Genomic DNA, 24,718 nt, shown 5'->3' on the forward strand with positions numbered 1-24,718 from the left:
AATCAGGCAGGGAGACCCAGGTGAGCTTCGAACACGACCAAGCTGTCGACGTCCTCGTCGTGGGTGCCGGTATCGCCGGAATCAGTGCGGCGTGGCATTTCGCCAGGCACTGCCCGTCGTTGAACGTCGCGGTGCTGGAAAACCGTTCGGAGATAGGCGGCACATGGAGCCTCTTCCGCTACCCGGGCGTGCGCTGCGACTCGGACATGTACACGCTCAGCTTCTCTTTCGCACCGTGGACCGGCCAAGACGCGATCGTGGACGGTGACACGATCCTGCAATATCTCAAAGATGTGGTCGCCAAGGAGAATCTCGAGCGGCTCATCCGGTTCAACCACGGAGTGCGCGAGGCGCGGTGGTCATCGGCTACCGCCACGTGGACCGTGGTGGTGGATACCCCGGATGGCCTCCGGACCATGACTTCTTCGTTTCTCATGGTGTGCACCGGCTATTACCGCTACGACGGGGGATACTTGCCGGAGTTTCCCGGGATCGACAACTTCCCAGGCCCCGTGGTGCATCCGCAGGAGTGGCCCGAGGACCTGGTCCTGAAAGACAAAAGGGTGGCCCTCATCGGCAGCGGAGCCACCGCCATGACCCTCGCCCCGCGACTGGCCGAGGAGGCCCGACATGTCAGCGTGGTGCAACGCTCGCCAAGCTACGTTGTCAGCCGCCCGCAACGTGATCGCTTCGCCAATCTGCTCTTGCGCTGGCTTCCCGACAGCCTGGCACTGCAGATCATCCGCGCCAAGAACATCTCCCTCATGACACTTTCCCTCTACCTCGCCCGCCGGGTCCCAGAACGCATGGGCGAGGCCATCATTGCCCGTGCCAAACGCGAACTCCCAGAAGGCTACGACCTTGAGACCCATTTCCGGCCGCGTTACAAGATCTGGGACAACCGGTTGTGCCTGATCCTCGACGGCAACCTGTTCGAATCGATCGGACGCGGGGACCTCAGCATGGTGACCGGAGAAATCGAGAGGTTCACCGAGACCGGCCTCGTTCTCACCTCCGGTGAGCAGGTGCCGGCCGACGTCGTGGTGGCGGCCACCGGATTTCATATGCGCCTGTTCGGCGGTATCGAGTTCTACCGCGACGACGAGCCCATCGACTTCAGCAGTACCGTCTGCTACAAGGGGATGATGCTCGACGGGGTACCGAATTTCGCATTCACCGTCGGATATCAGGCGGCGAGCTACACGCTCAAGGCAGACATCGTGTCGCGGTACGTCAGCAGGCTGCTCGACTACCTCACCTCCAACCGAATCGCCTCTGTGACACCACATCTCAATGACGAATCGGTGACTCTGGAGCCATTCACGGGGTACCGCCCGGGTTATGTGGAACGCGTGCTGGCCGACCTGCCACGCCAGGGATCGAGACCGCCGTGGCGGCTGAGCATGAACTACTACCGGGACATGTGGATGGCACGCGCGCAACCAGTCCAGGACGACAATCTCCTATTCTCACAAAGTGCTGCGGGATAGGACCGTTGGACCAGGCAATGACGAGACCGGCATTCCACGTCACCCGTCCGTGGCCGATCCGCATGCTGAATCATGCCGGACGACCGCTTGCGCGGATCGGCGCGGCCCCGAGGCTCGACGCGCAGGGGCTACGGGTCGCGGCAAGCCGAGCCGCCGGATTGCCATGGATTCCCGACAGCTACCTCGACACCGCGCTGGAGGTTCTGGTGGCCTCGCTGCGCGACGAAGCAGAGCTCAGTTTCCTGGGCCGAAAGATGGTGCAAGTGCGTCTCATCGGGATGTTGAGCACGCGCCTGCGTTTGCGTGAACTGATCAGAAGACACCCCGAGATCGCGGAACTGCAGGTGGAGCCGCCGATCGTCATCGTCGGCCTCCAGCGCACCGGAACCACCCTGCTGCACCGGCTCCTTGCTGCCGACCCGGCAGCGGGCTCGATGAGGTCGTGGGAAGGCGCCCAGCCTCTCCCCCACCCGCGCGAATCCGCCGGCGCGGCCGATCTGCGAATAGCCAAGGCCGCCAAAGACGAAAGCTCGTTGCGGTATCTGGCACCTCAGTTCTTCGCCATCCACTCGGTGGAGGCGGAGTCGCCCGAGGAGGATGTTCTGTTGCTCGATTTTGCGCTGCACAGCCAGATGCCCGAGGTGATGTTCCACGTCCCAGCCTATGCGAGTTGGCTTGCCGTACAGGACATGCAGCCCGCCTACGAGCTGCACCGACTACTTCTCCAAGTACTCCAGTGGCAACAGCCCCGCGGGCGCTGGATACTCAAAACCCCTGCGCACCTGGAGCACATGGACGTGCTACTGCGGGTCTACCCGGGCGCAGTGGTGGTCTGGACCCACCGGGACCCGGCACAGACCACGGCGTCGTCGTCAAGCATGCTGGCGCACTACCAGGCACTGTTCAGCGACCGCGTGGACCATCATCGGCTCTCCCGATACTGGCTCGGCAAGAACGCGGCGATCATCGACCGCGCGATCGCGGTTCGCGGCGACCATCCTGAGTCGTTTATCGACATCAATTACCCTGAACTGCTGAATGATCCGATGAGCGCAGCGCGCCGTATCTGTAAGGCGGCCGGACGCCCACTCTCTGACGAAGCGGTCGCGGCCATGCAGACGTCGTTGCGCAGGAACAAACAGCACAAGCATGGCGAGCACCGATACAGCCTCGAACAATTCGGACTGACGACAGCAGAGGTGGACGACGCATACCGACGATACGTCGAGTACTTCTCGATCGAACGTGAAAGTGGTGGAGTGCGTGAGCACCGATGAGTTCGACGACGCGGTGACACGACCGTTCACCGACGCCATTGCCGAGGCCGAACGGCTCGTCACCACCGCGCCTCATATCGAATCGGAATCGGACCTCCTCGAAGGCCTCGAGTACCTCGCCGGGAGTATCGCTGCTTCTCTGCATTTGGTCTTCAACTTCAGCACCGATCATCCGATCTTGCTCAGCGGGACAGGCCCTTTCACCAAAATGGGGCTCGACAACCCGGATTTCCTGTACTTCGCCACGCAGATCGACGGACGCCATGACTACGTACTCAGCGGTACTCGCGGCAGCACCGTCGACCTCAACTTCCAGCTGCTCGACAGCGACTACACCGATACCGAAATACCGGGCAACGTCACCGCCTTCGACGATCGTGACCTGATAATCGCCGAGGACGGCAGCTACCGGGTCAGCATCGGTGCGACGCCAATCGCGGACTGCCACCAACACATCCCCATTGCGCCGCGGCCCGCTCAGCTGATCGTCCGGGAGGCCTACAACGACTGGTCCGAAAAGCGTGGCACGGTAGTGATCAGCCGTGCCGACACCATCGGCTCGGGGGCTTCCCCCATCACCAAGGACTTCATCGCCGGACGATATATGGGCGCAGGGCTGCATTTGGTCAATCGAGTGAAGACCTGGCTGCAGTTCCCCCAGTGGTTCTACATGAACAATCCCGCCAATGTCTTCGAACCACCGCGCATCACTCCCGGCGGGCTAGCCACCCAGTTCTCATCGGTGGGCTACTTCGAACTCGAACCTCACCAGGCTCTCGTCGTGACCGTGCCGAAATCCGATGCGCCGTACCAAGGTTTCCAGGTGGGCAGCATGTGGTACGTGTCGCTGGACTACGCCAACCATCAGACGTCACTGAACGCACAGCAGTCCCATGTGGACCCCGACGGCATGATTCGGCTGGTGATCAGTGACCAGAACCCCGGTATCGCCAACTGGATCGAGACCGTGGGACACCGCCGCGGCTTCCTGAAGTTCCGCTGGCAGCGGACAGACCGCCCCATCCTCGACGACGACGGCCCCCATGCTGAAGTGATGGATTTCGACCGTCTCCCCGGCACCTTGCCGTTCTACAAGGACAGCACAGTGACGGCGCAGCAGTGGCACACCCGCATCGCCGCACGGCAGACGGCGGTGGCGGCGCGGATGTTGGGATAACGCGCCACAGTCCGTGCTGCACGAGCGCTAGGCGGAGTCCTTGTCGGTGGTCGACGGCCCTGCGGCTTCATCGGGTTTTTCGCCGCGCAGCCGCGCCTGCAGATCGGCACGCACGGCCCGGCGGCGCTCGTCTACGACGGCGATACTGGCAGTCACCCGACGGCGCAGCGGTGCGAACACCGCCATCCCCAACGGCAGCGCGATGATCAACGCGAACAGGATCGCGATCGCCAAGGGGAAGTCCTGGTATCCGATGAGCCGGGCCGCCCAGAAGATGATGAGAGTCAGGACGACCGCCAGACCCAACCGCGCCAGCGTGTACAACGCGATATCGATAGCGAGCCGGCTCCCCGGCGACCGTTCAGCCACGTCACCACCCTATCGCTGCACCGAACACCAGCCTTAGCCGCGCGTATATTCGGAGTTAGTTGTTCAGGAGGCTCTTGTGTACTACGTGCTCATCGCGGTCGTGCTCGGCGCGCTGGTCTACGCCGGATGGCGGATCAGTCAGTCGGTCCCGACCCGTCCGCAGACCCGCGTGACCGGCCCCGACGATGACCCCGAATTCCTCTGGCGCATCAGTCGGGACGACCCGTCCGAGCACTGAGGTGGTGCGGCCGGCCGGCCGCACGACTAACGACTAGCCCTGGAACGTCTGCTGTTGCTGGCGCTGTGTACCGGTGAAACCCTGCGCGACGACGGCAGCCAGCTCAATGAGCGAACGACGCGTCGCGGGACGGAGCCGGTCCAGGCTGATCTCGGCGCCCTCTTCCAGGTGCGGATCGAACGGCACCAAACGCACCGCACGGCACCGCCGCGAAAAGTGGTCGACAACCTTTTGCATATCGACCTTGCCCGAGCGCGGACGCACCGCGTTGATGACCGCAACCGAGCGGCGCACCAGCTCGCGATGACCATGCGCATCGAGCCAGTCCAGGGTCGCCGAGGCGCTGCGCGCACCGTCAACCGAGCCTGAGCTGATCACCACGAGGGTGTCGGCCTGCTCCAGCACCGAGGACATCGCCGAGTGCATGAGTCCGGTACCACAGTCCGTGAGTACGACGCTGTAAAAGCGCTCAAGAATCTCCAGCGTGCGCGAATAGTCCTCGGCGCTGAACGCTTCGGACACCGCCGGATCGCTTTCCGACGCGAGCACCTCCAGGCGGCTCGGCCCCTGCGAGGTGTAACTGCGGACATCGCTATAACGCTGGATCGAGTTGGCGTCGCGCAGCAGGTGACGCACCGTGGCCGGCGTCTCCAGCGGCACCTTCTGGCTCAGCGTGCCGCGGTCCGGGTTCGCGTCGACGGCGATGACCCGGTCACCACGGATGGACGCGAAGGTAGCGCCGAGAGTTGCCGTGACGGTCGTCTTGCCGACGCCTCCCTTGAGGCTCAGCAGCGCGATCTTGTAGCAGCCCTGCAACGGCTGATTCACCTGCGCGACGAGGTCGTTTTCCTCTGTCTTCTTAGTACCCTCGCCGAGGTTGATCGTTCCGAACGACGCACGGTAGACGGTCTTGCGCCACCCGGCGGACGGCGCCGGCTTGTGCGGGCGCAACAGCGCTGACGTGGACAGGTCGCGCGAAGACGGCGGTAGCTCGGGCCGAATCTGGGATCCGATCCCGGTCTGCTGGCCGCCGACCGGGGTGTAGTACCGCGAGCCGCCGGCAGCGGGCTGCTGGCCCTGCTGTGTCTGTTGAGGAATACCCGATGCGGGAGTGTCGCTCGCCCAGCGGTCCGCCGTGAAGGGCGTCAGCTGTCCGGGCCGCTCGGCCGAGTCGCTGAATCGGTTGTCGGCCCTGAAACCTCCGGGGCCGCCTTGGCCGCCGGATGATCCGGCGGCACCGACCGCAGTGGGATCGGTGCCCTCCTGCCCACCGGACGGCGTGAAATCGAGCGGTGCGAATGAGCCGCCCAGCGTATTCAGCGAGGGCACTGAGGGATCATGTCCCAGGCCCGCGATGTCCTGCTGTGGTGCGAACGGATCCTGGAACGGGACCGCCTGGAACTGTTGAGTCATCTCGTGGGGCTGCTGCGGCGCGCTCTGGCCGTACATCACCGGCTGCGCGGGCTCCTGTGCTGCCCACGGCGGGGCCGTAGGTCCACCCTGCGCCTCGTCGGCGTACGGCGACGGTCCATCCGGCGCGCGGTGCGCGGGATAGTCAGACATCGATCCCCCAATGCATTGGTTGGATGTGCAGTTCGGACACGGAGAGCCCGGAACAACTGTTCAGAAGGACTCAGCATCGCACCCTATCGCAGGTGTGATGAACGGATCTGGCGGAACAGTTGCCCCGGACCCCCCGCTAGCTCACCCCAGCGTACGAGTGAAGACCGACCGTCACCAGGTTGACGAAGAACAGGTTGAACACCATGGCCACGAATCCGGCCACGTTGATCCACGCCGCCTTCTTGTCCCGCCACCCTGCGGTGGACCGTGCATGCAGGTAGGCGGCATAGACGACCCAGGCAACGAAGGACACGGTCTCCTTGGGATCCCATGCCCAGAACCGCCCCCACGCCTCCTCGGCCCAGATGGCGCCGAAGATCACGCCGAACCCGAAGATGGGGAATCCGAAGATGGTGGTCCGATACGCCAACCGGTCGAGCGACTGCGCGTCAGGCAGACGCTGCACCACAGTGTTGTCCGGGAAGTACATCTTGAGCAGAAACAAGATGCTCGCCACTCCTGCCACCAGGAACACACCCGACCCGAGGCTCACCACCGACACGTGAATAGGCAGCCAGTAAGACTGCAGGGCAGGCATCACCGGGGCCGCATAGGTGTAGAGATACCGGCCGGACACCGTCAGCAGGATCAGCACCGGAATCAGCACGAAAACCCAGAGCGCCCGGCGCCCCTGTTCGCTGTTGGCGCGCGGGCGCAGCACCACAGCCCCGGTGACCAGTCCACACGCACACGTCAGGTTGATGAACTCGTACATGTTGCCCCAGGGCACCCGGGTGGTGGCCACGCCGCGCAACACGATGCACGCCAACAGTAGGCCGATACCCAGGTATACAAGCGCCAGCCCGGCGCCACCGACGCGCTCACCAAGAGGGCGCTTGCCTTGCGGCACCACCAGTCCCGGCTGATTCTCGTCGGCAGACACCACCTCGCCGCCGGAGCTGACGAGCTCCCGTTGGGCGGTCTTGCTGCTCTGCCGGTAGGCCAGCTCGATGGCCAAGAGCACCAGCGCGCCGACCATCACCACAATCGCCGAAGTGAAGGCGTAGTCGGAGAACCTGGCCAGATTCACATCGATATTGGTGGAATTCATTCGGCATCCTCATCTTTGTGGCCGTTCCCGTCCCTGACTGTGCCCAGCCGGGGCAGACCCTCCAGGCAACGGTCGCATAACCGCTCGAATTCATCGCCCCAGCCGGAGCTGTCGGTGCGTGCCAGCCCTCCCAGCTCGACATTTACCGTACCTGCGGCCGCCCCCGGAGACAGCCGCGCCCAGACTCGGCGGCGCTTGATGATGAGCGACACCACCAGGCCCGACATCATGGTCAGCGCGAAGACGAGCACCCACAGTTGGGCGGGGTCGCGCGACACCTGCAGATTGACGAAGTTGACGGCACCGTCGAACCTGACGATGGTGCCGTCATTGAGCTTCACCGACTGCCCAGGTAGCAGATTGGCGCGCGCCACCTGATTGAGCCGTTTCTGCTCGATCATGCGGGGATCGAGCTCGAAGATCGACTGCGCGCGACCCGAGTCCAGGCCCGTGTCCCCGCGATAGATGTTGATGGCCACCGCAGGCTTGCGCATCTCCGGGAAGCTCGATGAGAGCAGGGTGCCGTGCAGTTGTTCTGTGGGCGCGAACAGACCCTGGATAGCGATCTGGTTCTTGCGGCGCACATTGGGATCCGGATAGCTGCCAGCAGGAGGATCGATACGTACGGCCCCTGACGACAGCAACGTGGTGGGGTCATCCGGCCGCCACTGAATGGTCTCGCTGCGTTTACGCCCGTCCGGGAAGGTCACCGTGAAGGTGGGGGCATATCCGTAGCCGAGCAGATACACGCGGTTGCCGTTGACACGCAGCGGATGGTTCATGGCCAGCCGCTCCGGCCGCCAGACGTTGCTCTGAAGATCGTCACCGGCCTGGTACTCGATGTTCGACTCGAACGAATGCGCCTGCCCCGAGGCAAGGTACGTGGCCCTGAAGTCTTTGACCTTGACGCATATCGGGTCCAGGTTGGTGCCATCGACGGTGTTGCCCGCCCGGAACGAATCGAAGGCGGCGGGCGATGACGAGCAGAACCCCGGACCGTTGTTGGCGATGACGATGACATTGCCCTCGTATCCGAAGAGCTTGCCTACCGCGAACGCGACCAACAGACCGACGAGAGAAAGGTGGAAGACCAGGTTCCCGAACTCGCGCAGGTAGCCCTTCTCCGCGGAAATCTCGGTGATCTCGCCCTTTTCGCGGATGGTTCTGCGCCAGCCCTTCAGCTGGCCCTCGATGGTCGACGCGACGTCGGACTGGTCGGCCCGGACGACCCTTTCCTGGTATTTGGGTAGTCGCCCCAGGTTCCGGGGCACCGGAACGGGCTGCGCACGAAGGGCCTTGGCGTGCTCGACGGTCCGGGGAATGATGCACCCCACCAGCGAGACGAAGAGTAGAACGTAGATCGCCGTGAACCAGAAGCTGGAGAACACGTCAAAGGCCTGCACACGATCCAGCCAGGGGCCGATGGTGGAGTGTTCTGCCAAATACTCGTCGACCTTGGCCTGGTTGAGTGCACGCTGCGGCAGCATCGCGCCGGGTATAGCTCCCAGCGCGAGCAGCACCAGCAGCGCCAGCGCGGTGCCCATCGACGTCAGGCCGCGCCAGGTGTTGCGCGAGTAAGCAAGGAGACGCTTGGCGATCATCACTAGATGGGCAACCTCGCGTCCGAAACGAATGAATCACGAACCCAGGCAACAAAATCAGCCCACACACCGGTGACCAGTGCGACCCCTACCGCCAGCAACGCGATACCACCGATGACCTGGATGGTCCGGGCGTGCCGTCGCAGCCAGTCCATACCCCGCACCGCGCGCGCCGAACCGAAGGCCAGCAGCAGGAACGGGATTCCCAGTCCAAGGCAATAGGCGATCACCAGCATGATTCCGCGAGCGACGTCGGTTCCCTCGGTGGCCGATGCCACCGCGACCACGCCCGTGAGGGTCGGACCCAGACAAGGTGTCCACCCGAGCGCGAACACCGCGCCGAGCAGTGGCGCTCCGGCCACCGTGGAAATGCGGCGCGGTGTGAACCGGAAATCGCGCTGCAGGGCCGGCACCAGCCCGATGAACACCAGCCCCATCGCGATCGTGATCACCCCCCCGATGCGTTGCAGCAGCACCTGATTGGTGATCAGCGTGGTCGTCATGCCCATCACGGCCACGGTGCCCAGCAGGAACACCGCGGTGAACCCGGCGACGAACAGCAATGCCGATCCGGCGACCCGCAGCCGCGCCGCGCGGGCACCATCCTGGTCATCGGCACCCACCACGGCAGCAAGGTAGGACAGATAGCCGGGCACGAGCGGGATCACGCACGGCGAGGCGAACGACACCAGCCCGGCCAGCGCACAGGCGCCCAGGGCCAGCAGCAGTGGCCCGCTAGTAGCCGCGTCCTGGAACGCGGAGCCGGCATCGGCGAGGATCACTTATTTACCCCCGCGGGCTCTTTCACAGGTTCTTGGGCAATGCGCTGAACCACTGGCTGCAGGTCTTGGGTCAACAGCTCGCGCAGAAAGACCGCCGCCACCCGATGCTGTCGGTCCAGCACCAAGGTCGCGGGAATGGCCCCGGTCGGGAACTTCCTGCCGAACGCGATGAGCGTGCGCATCGACGGGTCATAAATGGACGGGTACGGCACCTTGCGGTCGGTCACAAAGTCCTGCGCCTTGGTGATCTCGTTATCCCGGACGTTGATGCCGAGAAATTCGACGCCATGAGCGTGAGTGGCCTTATAGACGTCTTCCAGTGCCGAAAACTCCGAACGGCAGGGTCCGCACCATTGCCCCCACACGTTGATGACGACGACTTTCTCGGCAAAGTCATTGATCGACAGCGTCTTTGTGGGGTCCAGCAGGTTCGGCCCCTGGATCAGGCCGGGCGTCTGACGTGCTTCGGGCGGATCGTAGAAGATGTCGGTCTTACCGCCGGGAGACACAAATTGGAACTGCCCGCCGCGCGCCACCGCGTCATCACCGGTCGAACACGCGGTGATGAGCAGAATCAGCGCGGCCGTCGCCGCGAGCACACGTCGCACTGGCTACCCTGCCGGTTCCGAGTACACAACGTCGACCAACTCGTCCCCGTCGAACACCAGCGAGGTGAGTGAGGCGACGTTGCACTGGCGTTTGCGCGGGTCGTGCCACAGTCGCTTACCGAGCAGGTACTGGCGCGCAGTCCACACCGGCAGCTGATGGCTCACGCACACGACCTCGGCACCTTCGGCGCGACTGCGCGCACGGTCGATCGCCGCCGTCATCCGGGACGCGATATCGCGGTACGACTCCCCCCAGGACGGGGTGAACGGGTCGCGCAGCTTCCACCAGTTGCGGGGATCGCGCAATGCGCCGTCACCCACCGACACCTTCATGCCCTCGAAGGAGTTACCGGCCTCGATGAGTTCGTCGTCGGTGACGATGGTGAGCCCATGGGCATCGGCAATGGGCGTGGCAGTCTGCTGGGCCCGCAGCAGCGGCGAGGCCACGACCGCGGCAATACCGTTGCTCCGCAGCGACTCTGCCACCTTCGCGGCCTGCGCCTGCCCCTTGTCCGACAACCGGAAATTCGGCAGCCGCCCGTACAGAATGCCCTCGGGGTTGTGTACCTCGCCATGGCGCATCAAATGAACGATGGTGCGGGGCCGGGATGAGCCGCTTACGCGAAGACGGTCAGTCATAAAGTTTCTTACCTCTCCTCGACAGAGGCCGCGGCACGGGCAGCGGCGGGCAAAGCGTCGGCAATACGGTCGAACGCCTCGTCATCGAGAGTGGTAGAAACAAACCAGGTCTCGAACGCACTCGGCGGCGGATACACGCCGCGACTCAACAGTGCATGGAAAAATGCGGGGTAACGCCACGTTTCGGTTGCCTTGGCGCCCTCGAAGTCCTGCACGGGCTCGGCCCCGAAGAACAGGCTGAACATGCTGCCTGCCCGGCCGATCTGGTGCGCCACCCCCTCCGCGTCCAGGGATGCGGTGAGTAGAGCGATGATCGCGTCGGCGTTACGGTCCAGCGTTTCATAGGCTTTCGCATCTGCCGCACGCAACGAGGCCAGCCCCGCCGCAACGGCGATCGGATTACCGGATAGCGTGCCGGCCTGGTACACCGGGCCCAATGGCGCGAGCCGCTCCATGATGTCGGCACGGCCGCCGAACGCCGCGGCGGGCATACCGCCACTCATCACCTTGCCGAAGGTGACGAGATCACCGGCCACCTGGTCTATCCCGAACCAGCCCGAACGGCTGACCCGGAAACCCGTCATGACTTCGTCCATGACGAGAAGCGCGCCATGGTTCTCGGTGATGCGCCGCAGCCCGGCGTTGAAATCCGGGGCGGGTGCAACCGTGCCCATGTTGCCGGCGGCCGCCTCGGTGATGACGGCGGCGATCTGATCGCCTTGCTCGGCGAAGGTTCGGGCCACAGCGCCGATATCGTTGTACGGCAACACGATGGTGTCGGCAGCGGAGGCGCCGGTGACACCGGGCGAGGAAGGCAGGCCGAAGGTGGCCACGCCCGATCCGGCATCGGCCAGCAGTGCGTCCACATGCCCGTGGTAACAACCGGCGAACTTCACGATCTTGGGCCGACCGGTGAATCCGCGAGCCAGGCGCACCGCACTCATGGTGGCCTCGGTGCCGGAGTTGACCAGACGCACCTTTTCTACCGGCTGTACGCGATCGACGATCTCGCGTGCGAGATCGATCTCACCCTCGATGGGCGCGCCGTAAGACAGGCCGTCCTTGGCGGCCCGTTGCACGGCCTCCACCACGGCCGGGTACGCATGGCCGAGGATCAGCGGGCCCCAGGAGCAGACCAGGTCCACGTACCGGTTGTCATCGACATCGGTGAGCCAGCATCCCGCACCAGACTTGATGAACGGCGGCACGCCGCCAACCGCGGCGAAGGCACGCACCGGTGAGTTGACTCCACCTGGGATGACGGCCGAGGCGTCGGCGAACAGACGTGCGGAGTTGGGCGTCGCCTCGGGCAGCGATGAGCCGCTTGCGCGAAGAGCATCAGACACGGCATCCAGTGTCTCAGCTGGCGCCAAATCGTCCACTACAGGGTGTAGTGGATCAGTCGGGTGTCAGCGCAAAGGTGGGGTGATCGGCGTCGTCGGGAAGCTGCGCGAAGTAGCCGTCGACCACCTTGCCGGCCTTGGGCTTGTAGGCGGCGATGATGGGCGCACGGTCGGCCACCGGTACCTCGCTGGCCGTGTACGTGGCGCTGGAGCCCTTGACCGTCAGCGTCACCTGCGGGTTCGCCCTGATGTTCTTGACCCATTGGCTCTCGCCGCGAGTGGACACCAGGTACTTGATGCCGTCGACATCCACGGTGGCCACCGGGATCTGCTGCGGCTCGCCGCTGGCCCGCTTGGTGATGGTGAGCGTCTCGCCGATGTTGGCGGCCATGGCCACCCGGTTGAACACCTTGCGCACAAACCATGGGGGCTTGAGGTATGCCATGGATCACAGTTTGATGGTGGTATGCAAATACCGCAATCGGTCGCGCGCTTCAACAAGTACGTCACCAACCCCGTCCAGCGGCTGTGGGCGGGCTGGGCACCGAGCTTCGCGATCATCGAGCACAAGGGCCGCAAGTCCGGCAAAGAGTTCCGAACGCCCGTCACCGCGTTCAAGACGCCCGATGGCGTGGCAATCCTGCTGACCTACGGTCCAGACCGCGACTGGCTGAAGAACCTGCAGGCGGCCGGCGGCGGAAGGGTCGTGCGCAGAGGGAAGACCCACGACGTCGTCAATCCGCGCGTGGTCAGCCGGGACGAAGCGGCGACGCTGGTGAAGGGCCGCACGTTCGGGAAACTCCCGTTCGAGCAGGCCGTGCTGCTGACCTACTCCTAGCCTCGTTTTCGCGAGCAGACGCTCAGTGCACAGGCTTCCTGGGATTTCCCTGCACTATGCGTCTGTTCGGCAACGAAGGTGAGCGCCTACCAGATCTTCACAAATTTCTCCGGCGAGTTCACCATGGGATCGCCTGCCACGCAACCAAATTCGGCAGCAAACGGCGCAACATTGGACACCACCCCGTTGACGCGTAGCGCCGGGGGCGAATGCGGATCGCTGGCCAGCTGGGTAATCGCAGCTTCGGGGCGCTGCTTGTCGCGCCAGATCCGCGCGTAGTTCAGGAAGAACCGCTGCGTGTCGTTGAACCCGACAATGCCGCTGATCTTGTGGTCATCGTTCTTCTTGGCCAGCTCGGCGACCAGCGCGTCATAGGCAGTGTTGACGCCGCCCAGATCCGCGATGTTCTCACCCAACGTGAGCTTGCCGTCGACATGCAGCTCGGGGTGGCCCGGGATCGGCGTGTAGGCATTGAACTGCTCCACCAGCCGGTTGGCGCGCTTCTCGAACTCCTCACGATCGTTCGGTGTCCACCAGTTGACCCGGTTGCCCTCACCGTCGAATTGGCTGCCCTCGTCGTCGAACGCATGGGTGAACTCGTGGCCGATCACCGCACCGATACCGCCGTAATTGAACGCCGGGTCGCCCTTGGGGTCATAGAACGGCGCCTGCAGGATCGCCGCGGGAATGGTGATGCTGTTCTCGGTGGGGTCGTACTGCGCGTTGACCGTCTGCGGCGTCATTCCCCACAGCGACCGGTCGGTGGGGTGCCCGATCTTGGCCATGTCGAAGTCGTGATTGAACTTCAACGCCGCTGCCCGATCGGCGTAGAAGTTATCGCCGGTCAGCTTCAGCTTGGAGAAATCACGGTCTTTGTCGGGGAACCCCACCTTGAGAATCAGCTTGTCCCACTTACCCTTTGCGGCGAGTTTGGTCTGCGGGCTCATCCAGTCGACGGCCTCGATGCGTTTACGTAGGGCCTCCTTGACATTGCTCACCACTTCGGTGGCCGAGCGCTTGGCGCGATCGCTGAACATGCGGTCGACGTACAACTGTCCCAGCGCGGGGCCCACCAGCGTGTTGACGATCTCCAGGCCCTGCTCCCAGCGCTGCTTCTGTGCCGTGGTTCCGGTAAGGGCCGACTTGAATTTAAAGGCGTTGTCGCGGAATGCCTGTGACAGCGCGTCGGCAGACCTGTGCACGGCATGGAAGGTCAGATACGACTTCCAGGTGTCCAGATCCATGGTGGCGAGTAGCCGATCGAACGTCGTGAAAAACTCGGTCTCGGCAAGGGAGAACGAGCTGACGGCCGGAGCGCCGTGTGCCTTCAGGTAGGCACCCCATTCGAAATGTGGTGTCAGCGCATCCGCCTGCGCGACGGTGACCAGCTTGTACTGGTTGGCCGGATCACGTTGCTGCACAGGGCTCAACGTCGCGGCGGCCAGTGCTGATTCGAGCGCGGCCACCTGTTCGGCGCGGGCCTTGGCAACCTCCTGGTCCGCTCCGATCAATCCGAACGTCGATGCGATGTAGGTGCGATAGGCATTGAAGACCGATGCGTACTTGGGATCGGTGTAGTAGTCCTTGGCGGGCATACCCAGCGCATCGGCCCTGGCGTAGCCGATCTGCTCGGTGGCGTTGGCGTAGTCGGCGCCGGCCTCGAACCCGAACACCAAGTGCTGACCGGTGGCGGCGTCGGCGGCCAGGAAAGCCGCGAGCTCCTCGGGTGAGTTGATCTGATCGATCGCCGCGAGCGTCGGACGAATCGGGTCATATCCGGCAGCGTCGAGCTTCGCGTCGTCCGTAGCGGCACGATAAAGGAGACCAACCTGATAGTTGACCGACTCATGATCGGCGGTGCCTAGTCCGGACACCGCGCCCTCGACTATCTCGTGCTGAACCTTCCGGGACTCATCGGCCAGCATGTCGAAGCTGCCATAGCTGGACTTGTCCGCGGGGATGGTGGCCTGCTCGATCCACTTGGCGTTCACAAACCCATTGAGATCGGCACACGCGGCAAAACGCATGCTCAGCTGCGCGTTATCGAAGGTCGGGATGGGCACGTTCGACACCACCGGGGCTGTGGGCTGGTCCCGGGTGCACCCAGGAATGGACAAGGCCAGCACTAGCGCCGCCATACCGGCGGATCGACTCAGACGCATGCCCACCATTTTGCCCATCTGAACCGCTGCGTCGAGCCTCACGCTGTGGCGGGTTTCACTGAGAGGAGGAATTGGTTCGACTGGCTAACGGTCGTAGGCTGGCACGAGTGCCGGTGCAGGAGATGATTCTGATCGCGCTTGCCGCGTTCGGTGCCGGCGCGATCAACGTGGTTGCCGGATCCGGCACGCTCATCACCTTCCCCACCCTCATCGCTTTCGGCTACCCGCCCGTGGTGGCGACCATGTCGAACGCGGTCGGACTGACCGTCGGCAGCATGACCGGCGTGTGGGGATATCGCCGTGAGCTATCCGGACAATGGCCCCGGCTCAAGTGGCAGATACCCGCGGTGCTGCTTGGCGCCCTCATCGGATCATTCCTACTACTGCATCTGCCCGAGAAGACGTTCGTCACCATCGTGCCGGTGCTGCTGATCCTCGCACTGGTTCTCGTGGTAGTCGGCCCGAAAATCCAGGCCTGGGCGCGCCGGCGTTCCGAAGCGCAGGGCCTGGATGCCGATGATGTACCTCCGGGCCGCATGGCTGCGCTCACCGGGGGCAACTTCCTTGTCGGGATCTATGGCGGGTATTTCACTGCAGCCCAAGGGATCATGCAGATCGCGGTAATGGGCGCACTGTTACCCGAATCGATGCAGCGGATGAACGCGGCCAAAAATGTGCTGGCCATGATCACCAATATCGTTGCCGCCCTCGCATACACGATCGTTGCCTTCGACCGGGTGAGCTGGACGGCGGCCGGAATCATCGCGGTGGGCTCGTTCGTGGGTGGGCTCGCGGGTGCGCGCTGGGGACGCGGGCTCTCGCCCGGCGCATTACGTGTGGTCATCGTGGTGGTGGGCCTGATCGGCCTGTGGCGCCTGCTCTTCTAGTTCCCACATCGACACGCCGCCTTGTGGCGACAACGTGCGATACGGAACCGCCACCACACGGCGTGTCGACGGCAGGGGAATCTAACGGAAGGTTCGCAGCCGCAGGCTGTTCAGCACCACGAAGACCGATGACATCGCCATCGCCGCACCCGCGATCATCGGGTTGAGCAAACCCAGGGCCGCAAGCGGAATGGCAGCGGTGTTGTAGGCGAAGGCCCAAAACAGGTTGGCCTTGATGGTGCCAAGCGTCTTGCGCGACAACCGCAGTGCCGTCGGCACGGTGGTCAGGTCGCCGCGCACCAGGGTCAGGTCGCTGGCCTCGATCGCCGCGTCGGTACCGGTGCCCATGGCCATCCCGATATCGGCAGTGGCCAGGGCGGCGGAGTCGTTGACGCCGTCGCCCACCATCGCCACCTTCTTCCCTTCGGCCTGCAGACGTGTCACGACGTCGGCCTTCTCGGTGGGCTTGACGCCGGCGATGACATTGCTCGCCGCGATGCCGACTTCCCCGGCGACCCGTGCGGCCACCTCGGCGTTGTCGCCCGTCAAGAGCACCGGGGTGATGCCCATCGCCCTGAGCTCGTCGATGGCCTGCCGGCTCGAGGGCTTCACCGTGTCCGCCACCTCGATCTCGCCGCGACGCAATCCACCCCAGCTGACCGCCGCGGTGGTGTTCTGACCCGCGATGGCTTCAATCGAAACCTCTTGGCCGTCAACAACACCGGTAACGCCGATACCGGGCTCGTTCCGGAAGCCCGTCACCGGCGACAAGGTCAGCCCACGCGTCCGCGCCGACTCCACGATGGCCTTGGCCACCGGATGCTCGGAGGCCGACTCCACCGATGCGGCGATGCGCAGGATATCGTCGGCGCCGGAGACACCGGAGCCGATGCTGCGCCGGACGGCCACGACGCTCATCGCACCGGTGGTCACGGTCCCCGTCTTGTCGAGCACGACGGTGTCGATGTTCTTGACGTTCTCCAGCACCTCGGGACCCTTGATCAGCACGCCGAGCTGCGCGCCTCGCCCGGTGCCCACGAGAATCGCTGTGGGCGTGGCCAATCCCAGCGCGCATGGGCAGGCGATGATCAGTACGGCGACGGCCGCGGTGAACGCCGACGAGAGCGGGTACCCCTGCGCCACCCAGCCCACGAAGGTCAGGGCCGCGATACCGAGCACAACGGGTACGAACACCGACGACACCCGATCGGCAAGCCGCTGCACCTGCGCCTTGCCGGTCTGTGCATCCGACACCAGCTGTGCCATGCGGGCCAGCTGCGTATCAGCACCCACCTTGCTGGCACGCACCACGATCCGGCCATGCGTGTTGACGTAACCGCCCACCACCGGGTCCCCCGCGCCCACCTCGACGGGCGCAGACTCGCCGGTCATGGTGGAGGTGTCCAGCGCCGAATGGCCGTCGACCACCACACCGTCGGTGGCAATGCGCTCCCCCGGCCGCACGACGAATTGATCGCCCACAGCCAGTTGGTCAACGGGGATGCGTGTCTCGTGCCCGCTGCGCAACACCGCGACGTCCTTGGCGCCCAGGGACAGCAGCGCGCGCAGCGCCGAGCCCGCCGACCGCTTGGCGCGTGACTCCGCGAACCTGCCCGCGAGCAGGAACACGGTGACCGCCGCGACCACCTCGAAGTAGACGTGGACGTCGCCGTGGGTGTGCCCGGCGCCGGCGAACAGCACCCATAGCGACCACACGTACGCGGCGATGGTGCCCAGGGACACCAGGGTGTCCATCGTCGAGGCGCCATGGCGTGCGTTGACGAACGCCGCACGGTGGAACGGGTAGCCGCCCCACACCAGAATCGGGGTGGTCAGTGCCGCGACCACAATCTCCCATCCGGTGAAATGCCAGAGCATCACCATCGAGATGGCCACCACCGGGATGGCCAGGATGAGCGAGCCGATAAGGCGTGCTTTGAGCTGACCGTCGGGCACATCGTTGTTCATGTGATCCTGCGGATCGAGACCGTCATGCTCATGGCCGGCCGGGTGAGCACCGACCCGAGAGCCGCCGACTATCTGGGCCTTGTAGCCGACAGACTCGACGGCCTTGACCAGATCATCATCGGAGATCGAACCGTCGTGCTCGACGCGGGCGCTCTCCAGCGCCAGGTTTACCCGCGCCGTCACACCCTCGAGTTTGTTGAGCCCCTTTTCCACGCGAGACGCGCACGAGGCACATGTCATGCCATGAAGGCGCAGATCGGTGGTCTCCATGCCGGTGTCAACAAACTCCATGCCTAAATGGTACCCCTAGGGGGTACTAATCGATAGGGTGATCTGCGCTACTGACGCCGCCGAGCCGCCACGATCTGCAGTGGCATCGGCAGCTGAACCCTGGCCCGGAGCTCGACAACGATCGACGGGTCCGCATGCGCAGCCAGGGTACGCAACGCCTCCGGACCGTAGGCGCGCAACTGGCTGATCGCACCGTCGTGAGCGACCGGACGCACCCAACCCACGGCCGCCGCGAAAAGGAACGCCGGAGCCAACAGCGGGGCCGGTAGGCGCAGCAAGTCGATGATCAAGAGCGTGCGCCCCACCCTGGTGCCCTCGGAGAACACCTTCGCGGCAAGCGACGGCGAGAGATGATGAAACGACAGCGCGAACACCACCAGATCGAATGACCCGTCGGCCGCGTCGATAGCTGTGGCATCCATGGCCCTGATACTGACCCGGGAATCCGAACCCAGATCGGACGCCGCGATACCCGCGACGGAAGTGGGCTCGATATCCGTCACCGTGATCGAGGCATCAGGCCGTAGCTTCAGCAGCTCACGCGAGAGGCCGCCGTGCGCGGCACCGAGCTCAAGCACCCGAGGGTTGGCGATACCGACAAGAAACCCGGCCGCCTGCTCCGCATTCCACCTGTGCAGACCCTTCTTCTCGCCCATGAGGTCAAGGGACGCAACGACGGCCCGTTTCTTTGCGGGAACATCGTCGCGGTCCAGATACTCGAGTCGGTCCGTCTGCAACTTGCGGTCCAGCACGCAGGCACCGAATCCAGCCCGTGGCATCACGTCGATATCAGCGGCGTTCGTCATGATCCCAGCCTATATCTATGTCAGCTACACTGACATAAGAATTAGCTATGAATCGTTTGATCCGCCAGGCGATAGTCACGAACACCTCGCGATATCGCCATGACCAGGAATATCCCCGCCAGAGCGGTAAGCGCGAGCGCCCGGGCCACACAGGCGCCATCCAATGCGGTGAAGTACAACGTCGGTTCGCCCTTCGCGATGGGCGCGACCTCGGTGGGTACGCGCGCGGCCAGCGCCGCCCAGCCGGCGAGTGCCATCGCCATCGCTGCGATGGCCAGATCCACCACTACTCGCTTGCCGAACTTCACCATTGCTCACTCTCGGTATCGATCTCCGGGTCATCACCCAGATCCATGCCTGCCGGCGGCGCAGGCACCAACGTGATGAGCGCCGTCCGCAGCTCCTCATGTTTCCTGGCCCACGCCTGCGCGCGGCGTCCCCCGGCCAGGCGTAAACCAATGGATTTGCGTCCCTTGGGCACCCCGGTCAGCTCTCCCAGCGGGCGGGACTCCTCCCAGATGTGACGGTCGGCGTCGGGATACAGCCACTTGATCTCGCTGACCGCCAGCGTCTCGCCGCCCTGGCGGAGCTCCGAGGGCGTCAGCTCCACGGTGGCATGCACCCGTGCGGCATAGATCTGCAACGCGAGGAAAAAGGCGACGATGGCCGCCGTGATCGCCGGCATGACGGGGCTCATGCCTCCCTTGCCCCACAGCTGAAGCCCGAACATGATCAACCCGGCGAGCGGGCCAAGCAGCAGCCATCGCCACCGGCTGCCGGGTTCATAGAACAGCCGCGCGTCGCCGTCCGGCACGTCAGCCATGTTCATCCCCCTCGAACCAGCTCTGCGCGGTAGGCCTGATGATCAGCACATTGGCCACGATCAACGACAGCGCGGCAACGAGCAGCAGCGGACCCACCGAACCGGTACTGGCCATGGCGATGGCGCCGAGTACCGAGACCAGCGAGAGGGCGATCAACGCCCGGCGATACCGCTTATCCCCCTGCCGCGTCCGCCCGGCGAGAAAGGCGATACCGGCCGCCAGCAGGATGCACAACACGCCCCACGCCCGGAAATAGCTGACGAGATCCCGTACATCTGCGTCGGTGAGCTCGGGCTTCGCGGCGGCCCGCACCGCGTCGTAGCGCTGGGTCACTCCGGCCAGACCGTTGAGGAACAGGGCGGCCGAGGAGACCACCCAGAACCAGAACGCCACATCGACGATGCGCGGGCGCGGTTGTTCGGGTGTCATTCGGGCCCCTATCGTCATTTCGGGCATCATTCCGGCAGCGTATCGGGGTGTTAGCGCTGCCTCGTCAGGTACGCGGTGGAGTCCTCGCGATGCAGCAGGAATAGCCCGCCACAGATCAAAACGGACGCGGTGATCCCCGAGAGCGCCTGCACAATCGCCGGCAGACCCTCCAGCTCGACCAACCGCGTCGCGGTGAACACCACCGAACCCACCGCACCCCCGGTCAGGAAGGTGCGGGCCAAGCGGTATCCCGCGCGCATCAAGAAGATCCCCGTGACGACGAGTGCCCCCACCACAACGACGATGAACCCGTTGAAGGCGTACACCGTCCACAGCGGGGCGGCCTTGCGCACCTCGGGGTCCTGCTGCCATTGACCGACATTCGCGGCCAGGTAACTCACGATCATCAGGGGGAGCGCGGCCAGCCACAGCCAACAGCCGGTGTCGATATCGTCGGGTCGCGGCTTGGCCGGACCTGTCGAGGATTGTCCAGCCAACCCGCTCTGATCGTGCGGATCGGGATACATCACGCGACCACGGTAGTGGAAAGGGACAAACCGTCTACTCCAGCCAGCCCGCGACGTCCGCGGCCCAATACGTCAGCACGATATCTGCCCCCGCACGCCGGATGGACGTCAGCGTCTCCAGCGCCATGGCCTGCAAATCAATCCAATTATTCTGCGCTGCAGCACAAATCATCGAATACTCACCCGACACCTGATATGCCGCGACCGGCACCGGCGATACATCGGCCACCTGCCGGAGCACATCGAGATAGGCCATAGCCGGTTTCACCATCAGGATGTCGGCGCCCTCTTCGACGTCAAGCTCGGCCTCACGCAGGGCTTCCCGGCCGTTCGCCACGTCCTGCTGATAGGTGCGCCGGTCTCCGCGCAGCGACGACCCGACCGCCTCGCGGAACGGTCCGTAGAACGCCGAGGCGTACTTCGCGGCGTACGCCAAGATGATCACGTCGGTGTGACCGACAGCGTCCAGACCCTCGCGAATGGCCGCCACCTGGCCATCCATCATGCCGCTGGGGCCCACCACACGAGCACCCGAATTCGCCTGTGCCACGGCCATGTCTACGTACCGAGTCAGGGTCGCGTCGTTGTCTACCCGGCCCGAGGCATCCAGCACCCCGCAATGGCCATGGTCGGTGAATTCGTCAAGGCAGGTATCGGCCATCAGCACCGTGGAATCGCCGAGGTCCGCGGATAGGGTCGACAGCGCCCGGTTCAGGATGCCTTCCGGAGCCAGCCCGGCACTCCCGGTGGCGTCCTTGTCCTTCTCCTCGGGAACCCCGAACAGCATGAGCCCGCCGACACCGGCCTTTACCGCGTCCTCGGCGGCCCTGCGCAGCGATTCGATGCTGTGCTGCACCACGCCCGGCATAGACCCTATGGGGCGCGACTCCACCACACCGTCGGCCACGAACATCGGCAACACCAACTGTCGCGGCGCCAAGGTGGTTTCGGCCACCAGCCGACGGATCGCCGGGGTGGCTCTCAGCCGACGCGGACGCTGGTAGGGAAAGGGCACAGTAAGGACCTCCGCTACTTCTCCCGCTATCTATCCGCTGCTAACGCCGTCGGCTCTTCTTACGCGGCGGCGGCAATGCGCCCTCGGTACGCAACCGGGCGGCGTGCTCGGCAAGGGCCTCCACCAGCGGACCGACAGCGGCGGTCTCCGGCTGCACATCCACCCGCAGCCCGAATTCGATCGCGGTCTCAGCGGTTTTCGGTCCGATGCAGGCCACGATGGTGCGCGCGTGTGGCTTTCCGGCGATACCCACGAGGTTGCGAACCGTCGAGCTCGACGTGAAGCACACGGCGTCGAATCCGCCGGTCTTGATCATCTCGCGGGTCTGCGCCGCCGGCGGTGCCGCCCGCACGGTGCGGTAAGCCGTCACGTCATCGATTTCCCAGCCGCGCTCCCGCAGACCCTCGGCAAGGGTCTCGGTCGCGATGTCGGCCCGGGGCAGCAGCACCCGGTTCACCGGATCGAAAACGTCGTCATAGGGCGGGAACTCGTCGAGCAGACCGAGCGAGGACTGCTCGCCCGCGGGCACCAGTTCGGGGTTGATACCGAAGGCACGCACCTTGTCGGCGGTGGCCTGGCCCACGCATGCGATCTTCACACCGGAGAAAGCGCGGGCATCCAGACCGAACTCGGCGAACTTCTCCCACACCGCGCGCACGGCATTGGTGGAGGTGAAGACCACCCATTGGTATCGACCGTCGACCAAACCCTTGACGGCTCTTTCCATCTGGGCGGGGCTACGCGGCGGCTCGACGGCGATGGTAGGCACCTCGACCGGCAGGGCTCCGTATCCGACAAGCTTCTCGCTCATCTCACCGGCCTGGTCCTTGGTGCGCGGCACCAGCACGGTCCAGCCGTACAGTGCGCGGCTCTCCCACCAGTTCAGCTTGGAGCGACCAGCGACTACACGGCCGATGGTCAACACCAGGGCGCCGGTCATCGGCCCGTGCGGATCATTGGCGTCCACCGGGACACCGTCGATCAGCGAGGCCAGTGTGGTCTCCACGGTCCGCTGTGCGCAGGTGGTGCCCTGTGCGGTGACCGCGACCAGGGTCTGATCGGACAAACCGTGCTCGATGAGCGCCTTGGCGGCATCGGGCACATGCGTCGGAGTGGCATGCAGGATCAGCGGGCCCGGTGCCGCAGCCAGTGCGGCCCAGTCCACGTCCCCACGCACATCGGCGACAGTGTGCGCGGAACCCGGGGGCAGGCCCGCGTAGGCGGGCACCGCGGTGCTCGACGACAGACCGGGCAGAATCTCGAAGGCCACCTGGGTACGCGTCACCGCGGTGACCTCGGCAAGTACCGAATCGATCGAGAGCGGGTCGCCGGCGACCAGCCGTATCACGTCCACGCCGTTCTTGGCCTCGGCGACCAAGGTCTTGGCGACATCGGCGGGATCGCCCAGGGCGGGGCGAATGTCGATGGTGAGTGGCGGTTCGGCCGCGGCCTCAGCGTCACCTGACGCGGGCGCTTCCTCGGTACCGGTCGCGGGTTTGACGGGCGCCGGTTCAGGAAGTTCGACCGCGGACCCGACGAGATCGAGCACCGCTTGCGGCACGTCGGGGTCGGTGAACGCGACCGTGGCACCGGTGAGTACCGCGCGCGCCCGGACGGTCAACAGGCCAGGATCTCCCGGGCCGGAACCAACGAACAGGATGCGCCCTGGCTTCTTGCGCCCTCGGGTCACTACTGCCTCCCATATCGGCGGTTTTCGCCGCCTATTCAGCTGTCATCAGTGCTCGCGCACCGAGATCGAGCAGTTCCCTCGCAACCGCGAGCCCAAGCTCGGCGGCCCGATCGGGGGTGCCAATCCCGGAGGCCCGAATCACGTCAGATCCGTCCAGCGCCGCCGCACATCCGCGCAGCGACAGTTCGTCGAAGACACGGCCATCCTCATCGATCGACTCGACCACCTCGGCGATCGCGCCGACCGGTGCGGTACAGCCCGCCTCCAGCTCGGCAAGCAGAGCCCTTTCGGCAGTCACCGCGGCGCGCGTGTCGGCGTGATCGAGTTCCGCCAGTACAGCCACCAGATCGGTGACCTCACTGCGGCACTCCACCGCCAGCGCTCCCTGAGCCGGCGCAGGCAATACCTGCACCGGTTCCAGTGTCTCGGTGATGCGGTCCAAACGTCCGATACGGGCCAAACCCGCCCGGGCGACTACCACAGCATCAAGATCACCATTGGAGACCCTGCTCAACCTGGTATCCAGGTTGCCTCTTAGGGGGCGAATTTCCAAACCGAGACCCAGTGCTCTAAGCTGCGCGGCCCGCCGCGGGGACGAGGTACCGATCACCGAGCCCGTGGGCAACTCTCCCAGCACCAGTCCATCCCGAGCCACGAGCGCGTCCCGATAGTCCTCACGAGGCGGAATGGCGGCTATGACGAATCGCGGGTCGGTCGCCGTCGGCAAATCCTTGTAGGAGTGCACGGCAACATCGACGACGTTATCGGCGATGGCCTCGCGCAGAGCGGCCGTGAAGACCCCCACACCGATTTGCTCGACAGGTGCAGACGACTGGTCCCCTGCCGTGGTCACGATTACCAGCTCTGCCTCGTGCCCCTTGGCAAGCAGAGCATCCCTGATTCCCCCGGCTTGAGTGGTCGCCAACAGACTGCCGCGGGTACCAATTCGGATCATGGATGAGCCTCTCGGGCGAAGACAGTCAAGGTTGGATGAGCCTCTCGGGCGAAGACAGTCAAAGTTGGATGAGCCTCTCGGGCGAAGACGTTCAGGATCGATGAGCTGCTTACGCGAAGACCGTGAGG

Annotated in this window: 25 protein-coding genes; 6 read left to right on the top strand and 19 right to left on the bottom strand. The window is 64.7% G+C overall.

What is annotated here, in order from left to right; all coding sequences use genetic code 11:
• The first annotated feature begins 20 nt into the window (after nt 1–20).
• Genes AC5Y5C_RS13860 through AC5Y5C_RS13870 form a run of 3 tightly spaced genes read left to right on the top strand, consistent with a single transcriptional unit; the run spans nt 21 to nt 3,944 of the window.
• A complete protein-coding gene (locus AC5Y5C_RS13860) occupies nt 21–1,490 on the top strand; it encodes a flavin-containing monooxygenase (protein WP_499972921.1) in 1,470 nt (489 codons plus the stop codon).
• Nucleotides 1,491–1,507: 17 nt separating this feature from the next.
• On the top strand, nt 1,508–2,767 hold the full coding sequence (locus AC5Y5C_RS13865) for a sulfotransferase (RefSeq protein WP_499972922.1): 1,260 nt from the start codon (nt 1,508–1,510) through the stop codon (nt 2,765–2,767).
• A gap of 13 nt (nt 2,768–2,780) precedes the next feature.
• Nucleotides 2,781–3,944, top strand: coding sequence for a hypothetical protein (locus AC5Y5C_RS13870; RefSeq protein ID WP_499973240.1), 1,164 nt, complete (start codon nt 2,781–2,783; stop codon nt 3,942–3,944).
• 27 nt (nt 3,945–3,971) lie between these two features.
• Here AC5Y5C_RS13870 and AC5Y5C_RS13875 read toward each other — a convergent pair whose 3' ends face one another.
• On the bottom strand, nt 3,972–4,313 hold the full coding sequence (locus tag AC5Y5C_RS13875) for a DUF4229 domain-containing protein (RefSeq protein WP_499972924.1): 342 nt from the start codon (nt 4,311–4,313) through the stop codon (nt 3,972–3,974).
• A gap of 76 nt (nt 4,314–4,389) precedes the next feature.
• On the opposite strand from AC5Y5C_RS13875, the gene AC5Y5C_RS13880 reads away from it, so the two are divergent.
• A complete protein-coding gene (locus tag AC5Y5C_RS13880) occupies nt 4,390–4,551 on the top strand; it encodes a hypothetical protein (protein ID WP_099051365.1) in 162 nt (53 codons plus the stop codon).
• A gap of 33 nt (nt 4,552–4,584) precedes the next feature.
• On the opposite strand, the gene AC5Y5C_RS13885 is transcribed toward AC5Y5C_RS13880, so the two are convergent.
• The 8 genes from AC5Y5C_RS13885 to AC5Y5C_RS13920 all read right to left on the bottom strand — a co-directional run bounded on the left by AC5Y5C_RS13885 (nt 4,585) and on the right by AC5Y5C_RS13920 (nt 12,643).
• Nucleotides 4,585–6,000: a MinD/ParA family ATP-binding protein gene (locus AC5Y5C_RS13885; protein WP_499973242.1), complete on the bottom strand. Its 1,416-nt coding sequence runs from the start codon at nt 5,998–6,000 to the stop codon at nt 4,585–4,587.
• Between the two features lie 250 nt (nt 6,001–6,250).
• Nucleotides 6,251–7,225 (bottom strand): c-type cytochrome biogenesis protein CcsB, encoded by a 975-nt coding sequence (gene ccsB, locus AC5Y5C_RS13890; RefSeq protein ID WP_499972926.1) that lies wholly within the window; start codon nt 7,223–7,225, stop codon nt 6,251–6,253.
• A complete protein-coding gene (gene resB, locus AC5Y5C_RS13895; RefSeq protein WP_499972928.1) occupies nt 7,222–8,829 on the bottom strand; it encodes a cytochrome c biogenesis protein ResB in 1,608 nt (535 codons plus the stop codon). Before resB ends, ccsB begins: the two co-directional genes overlap by 4 nt.
• On the bottom strand, nt 8,829–9,608 hold the full coding sequence (locus AC5Y5C_RS13900; protein WP_499972930.1) for a cytochrome c biogenesis CcdA family protein: 780 nt from the start codon (nt 9,606–9,608) through the stop codon (nt 8,829–8,831). Before AC5Y5C_RS13900 ends, resB begins: the two co-directional genes overlap by 1 nt.
• Nucleotides 9,605–10,216 (bottom strand): TlpA disulfide reductase family protein, encoded by a 612-nt coding sequence (locus AC5Y5C_RS13905; RefSeq protein WP_499972932.1) that lies wholly within the window; start codon nt 10,214–10,216, stop codon nt 9,605–9,607. The genes AC5Y5C_RS13900 and AC5Y5C_RS13905 overlap by 4 nt, the downstream gene beginning before the upstream one ends.
• A gap of 3 nt (nt 10,217–10,219) precedes the next feature.
• On the bottom strand, nt 10,220–10,855 hold the full coding sequence (locus tag AC5Y5C_RS13910) for a histidine phosphatase family protein (protein ID WP_499972934.1): 636 nt from the start codon (nt 10,853–10,855) through the stop codon (nt 10,220–10,222).
• An 8-nt stretch (nt 10,856–10,863) separates the two neighbouring features.
• A complete protein-coding gene (gene hemL / locus AC5Y5C_RS13915) occupies nt 10,864–12,168 on the bottom strand; it encodes a glutamate-1-semialdehyde 2,1-aminomutase (RefSeq protein ID WP_499973244.1) in 1,305 nt (434 codons plus the stop codon).
• 85 nt (nt 12,169–12,253) lie between these two features.
• Nucleotides 12,254–12,643: a nitroreductase family deazaflavin-dependent oxidoreductase gene (locus tag AC5Y5C_RS13920; RefSeq protein ID WP_499972936.1), complete on the bottom strand. Its 390-nt coding sequence runs from the start codon at nt 12,641–12,643 to the stop codon at nt 12,254–12,256.
• Nucleotides 12,644–12,664: 21 nt separating this feature from the next.
• Between AC5Y5C_RS13920 and AC5Y5C_RS13925 the strand changes: the two genes are divergently transcribed.
• Nucleotides 12,665–13,036 carry a nitroreductase family deazaflavin-dependent oxidoreductase gene (locus tag AC5Y5C_RS13925; RefSeq protein WP_499972937.1) on the top strand — a complete coding sequence of 124 codons (372 nt, stop codon included), beginning with the start codon at nt 12,665–12,667 and terminating at the stop codon, nt 13,034–13,036.
• An 86-nt stretch (nt 13,037–13,122) separates the two neighbouring features.
• On the opposite strand, the gene AC5Y5C_RS13930 is transcribed toward AC5Y5C_RS13925, so the two are convergent.
• On the bottom strand, nt 13,123–15,207 hold the full coding sequence (locus tag AC5Y5C_RS13930) for a M13 family metallopeptidase (protein ID WP_499973249.1): 2,085 nt from the start codon (nt 15,205–15,207) through the stop codon (nt 13,123–13,125).
• 98 nt (nt 15,208–15,305) lie between these two features.
• Here AC5Y5C_RS13930 and AC5Y5C_RS13935 point away from each other — a divergent pair, with 98 nt between their 5' ends.
• Nucleotides 15,306–16,085 (top strand): sulfite exporter TauE/SafE family protein, encoded by a 780-nt coding sequence (locus AC5Y5C_RS13935; protein ID WP_499972939.1) that lies wholly within the window; start codon nt 15,306–15,308, stop codon nt 16,083–16,085.
• Between the two features lie 81 nt (nt 16,086–16,166).
• Here AC5Y5C_RS13935 and AC5Y5C_RS13940 read toward each other — a convergent pair whose 3' ends face one another.
• Genes AC5Y5C_RS13940 through hemC form a run of 9 tightly spaced genes read right to left on the bottom strand, consistent with a single transcriptional unit; the run spans nt 16,167 to nt 24,590 of the window.
• Entirely contained in the window at nt 16,167–18,344 is a 2,178-nt protein-coding gene (locus tag AC5Y5C_RS13940; RefSeq protein WP_499972942.1) for a heavy metal translocating P-type ATPase, read from the bottom strand.
• A gap of 47 nt (nt 18,345–18,391) precedes the next feature.
• Entirely contained in the window at nt 18,392–19,150 is a 759-nt protein-coding gene (locus AC5Y5C_RS13945) for a class I SAM-dependent methyltransferase (protein WP_499972945.1), read from the bottom strand.
• Nucleotides 19,151–19,191: 41 nt separating this feature from the next.
• Nucleotides 19,192–19,461 carry a hypothetical protein gene (locus AC5Y5C_RS13950; RefSeq protein ID WP_499972947.1) on the bottom strand — a complete coding sequence of 90 codons (270 nt, stop codon included), beginning with the start codon at nt 19,459–19,461 and terminating at the stop codon, nt 19,192–19,194.
• On the bottom strand, nt 19,455–19,973 hold the full coding sequence (gene mce1N / locus AC5Y5C_RS13955; RefSeq protein WP_499972950.1) for a transport-regulating membrane protein Mce1N: 519 nt from the start codon (nt 19,971–19,973) through the stop codon (nt 19,455–19,457). The genes AC5Y5C_RS13950 and mce1N overlap by 7 nt, the downstream gene beginning before the upstream one ends.
• The gene (locus AC5Y5C_RS13960) at nt 19,966–20,403 is read right to left on the bottom strand and encodes a hypothetical protein (protein ID WP_499972954.1); all 438 of its coding nucleotides are present in this window, start codon (nt 20,401–20,403) and stop codon (nt 19,966–19,968) included. Before AC5Y5C_RS13960 ends, mce1N begins: the two co-directional genes overlap by 8 nt.
• 50 nt (nt 20,404–20,453) lie before the next feature.
• Nucleotides 20,454–20,930 (bottom strand): hypothetical protein, encoded by a 477-nt coding sequence (locus tag AC5Y5C_RS13965; RefSeq protein WP_499973251.1) that lies wholly within the window; start codon nt 20,928–20,930, stop codon nt 20,454–20,456.
• Between the two features lie 34 nt (nt 20,931–20,964).
• Nucleotides 20,965–21,945 (bottom strand): porphobilinogen synthase, encoded by a 981-nt coding sequence (gene hemB / locus AC5Y5C_RS13970; RefSeq protein ID WP_499972957.1) that lies wholly within the window; start codon nt 21,943–21,945, stop codon nt 20,965–20,967.
• Nucleotides 21,946–21,985: 40 nt separating this feature from the next.
• Complete coding sequence (locus tag AC5Y5C_RS13975) at nt 21,986–23,635, bottom strand: bifunctional uroporphyrinogen-III C-methyltransferase/uroporphyrinogen-III synthase (protein WP_499972961.1); 1,650 nt, start codon at nt 23,633–23,635, stop codon at nt 21,986–21,988.
• A 31-nt stretch (nt 23,636–23,666) separates the two neighbouring features.
• On the bottom strand, nt 23,667–24,590 hold the full coding sequence (hemC, locus tag AC5Y5C_RS13980; protein WP_499972965.1) for a hydroxymethylbilane synthase: 924 nt from the start codon (nt 24,588–24,590) through the stop codon (nt 23,667–23,669).
• Nucleotides 24,591–24,718 lie beyond the last annotated feature (128 nt).

The organism is Mycobacterium sp. NGS15 (assembly GCF_059813245.1).

Coding starts and splice junctions, on each gene's coding strand:
- AC5Y5C_RS13865 (WP_499972922.1), top strand. CDS start 1,508: ATGACGAGACCGGCATTCCACGTCACCCGTCCGTGGCCGATCCGCATG.
- AC5Y5C_RS13885 (WP_499973242.1), bottom strand. CDS start 6,000: ATGTACGGCCAGAGCGCGCCGCAGCAGCCCCACGAGATGACTCAACAG.
- ccsB (WP_499972926.1), bottom strand. CDS start 7,225: ATGAATTCCACCAATATCGATGTGAATCTGGCCAGGTTCTCCGACTAC.
- AC5Y5C_RS13910 (WP_499972934.1), bottom strand. CDS start 10,855: ATGACTGACCGTCTTCGCGTAAGCGGCTCATCCCGGCCCCGCACCATC.
- AC5Y5C_RS13920 (WP_499972936.1), bottom strand. CDS start 12,643: ATGGCATACCTCAAGCCCCCATGGTTTGTGCGCAAGGTGTTCAACCGG.
- AC5Y5C_RS13925 (WP_499972937.1), top strand. CDS start 12,665: ATGCAAATACCGCAATCGGTCGCGCGCTTCAACAAGTACGTCACCAAC.
- AC5Y5C_RS13930 (WP_499973249.1), bottom strand. CDS start 15,207: ATGGTGGGCATGCGTCTGAGTCGATCCGCCGGTATGGCGGCGCTAGTG.
- AC5Y5C_RS13940 (WP_499972942.1), bottom strand. CDS start 18,344: ATGGAGTTTGTTGACACCGGCATGGAGACCACCGATCTGCGCCTTCAT.
- AC5Y5C_RS13945 (WP_499972945.1), bottom strand. CDS start 19,150: ATGACGAACGCCGCTGATATCGACGTGATGCCACGGGCTGGATTCGGT.
- AC5Y5C_RS13950 (WP_499972947.1), bottom strand. CDS start 19,461: ATGGTGAAGTTCGGCAAGCGAGTAGTGGTGGATCTGGCCATCGCAGCG.
- mce1N (WP_499972950.1), bottom strand. CDS start 19,973: ATGGCTGACGTGCCGGACGGCGACGCGCGGCTGTTCTATGAACCCGGC.
- AC5Y5C_RS13960 (WP_499972954.1), bottom strand. CDS start 20,403: ATGACACCCGAACAACCGCGCCCGCGCATCGTCGATGTGGCGTTCTGG.
- AC5Y5C_RS13965 (WP_499973251.1), bottom strand. CDS start 20,930: ATGTATCCCGATCCGCACGATCAGAGCGGGTTGGCTGGACAATCCTCG.
- hemC (WP_499972965.1), bottom strand. CDS start 24,590: ATGATCCGAATTGGTACCCGCGGCAGTCTGTTGGCGACCACTCAAGCC.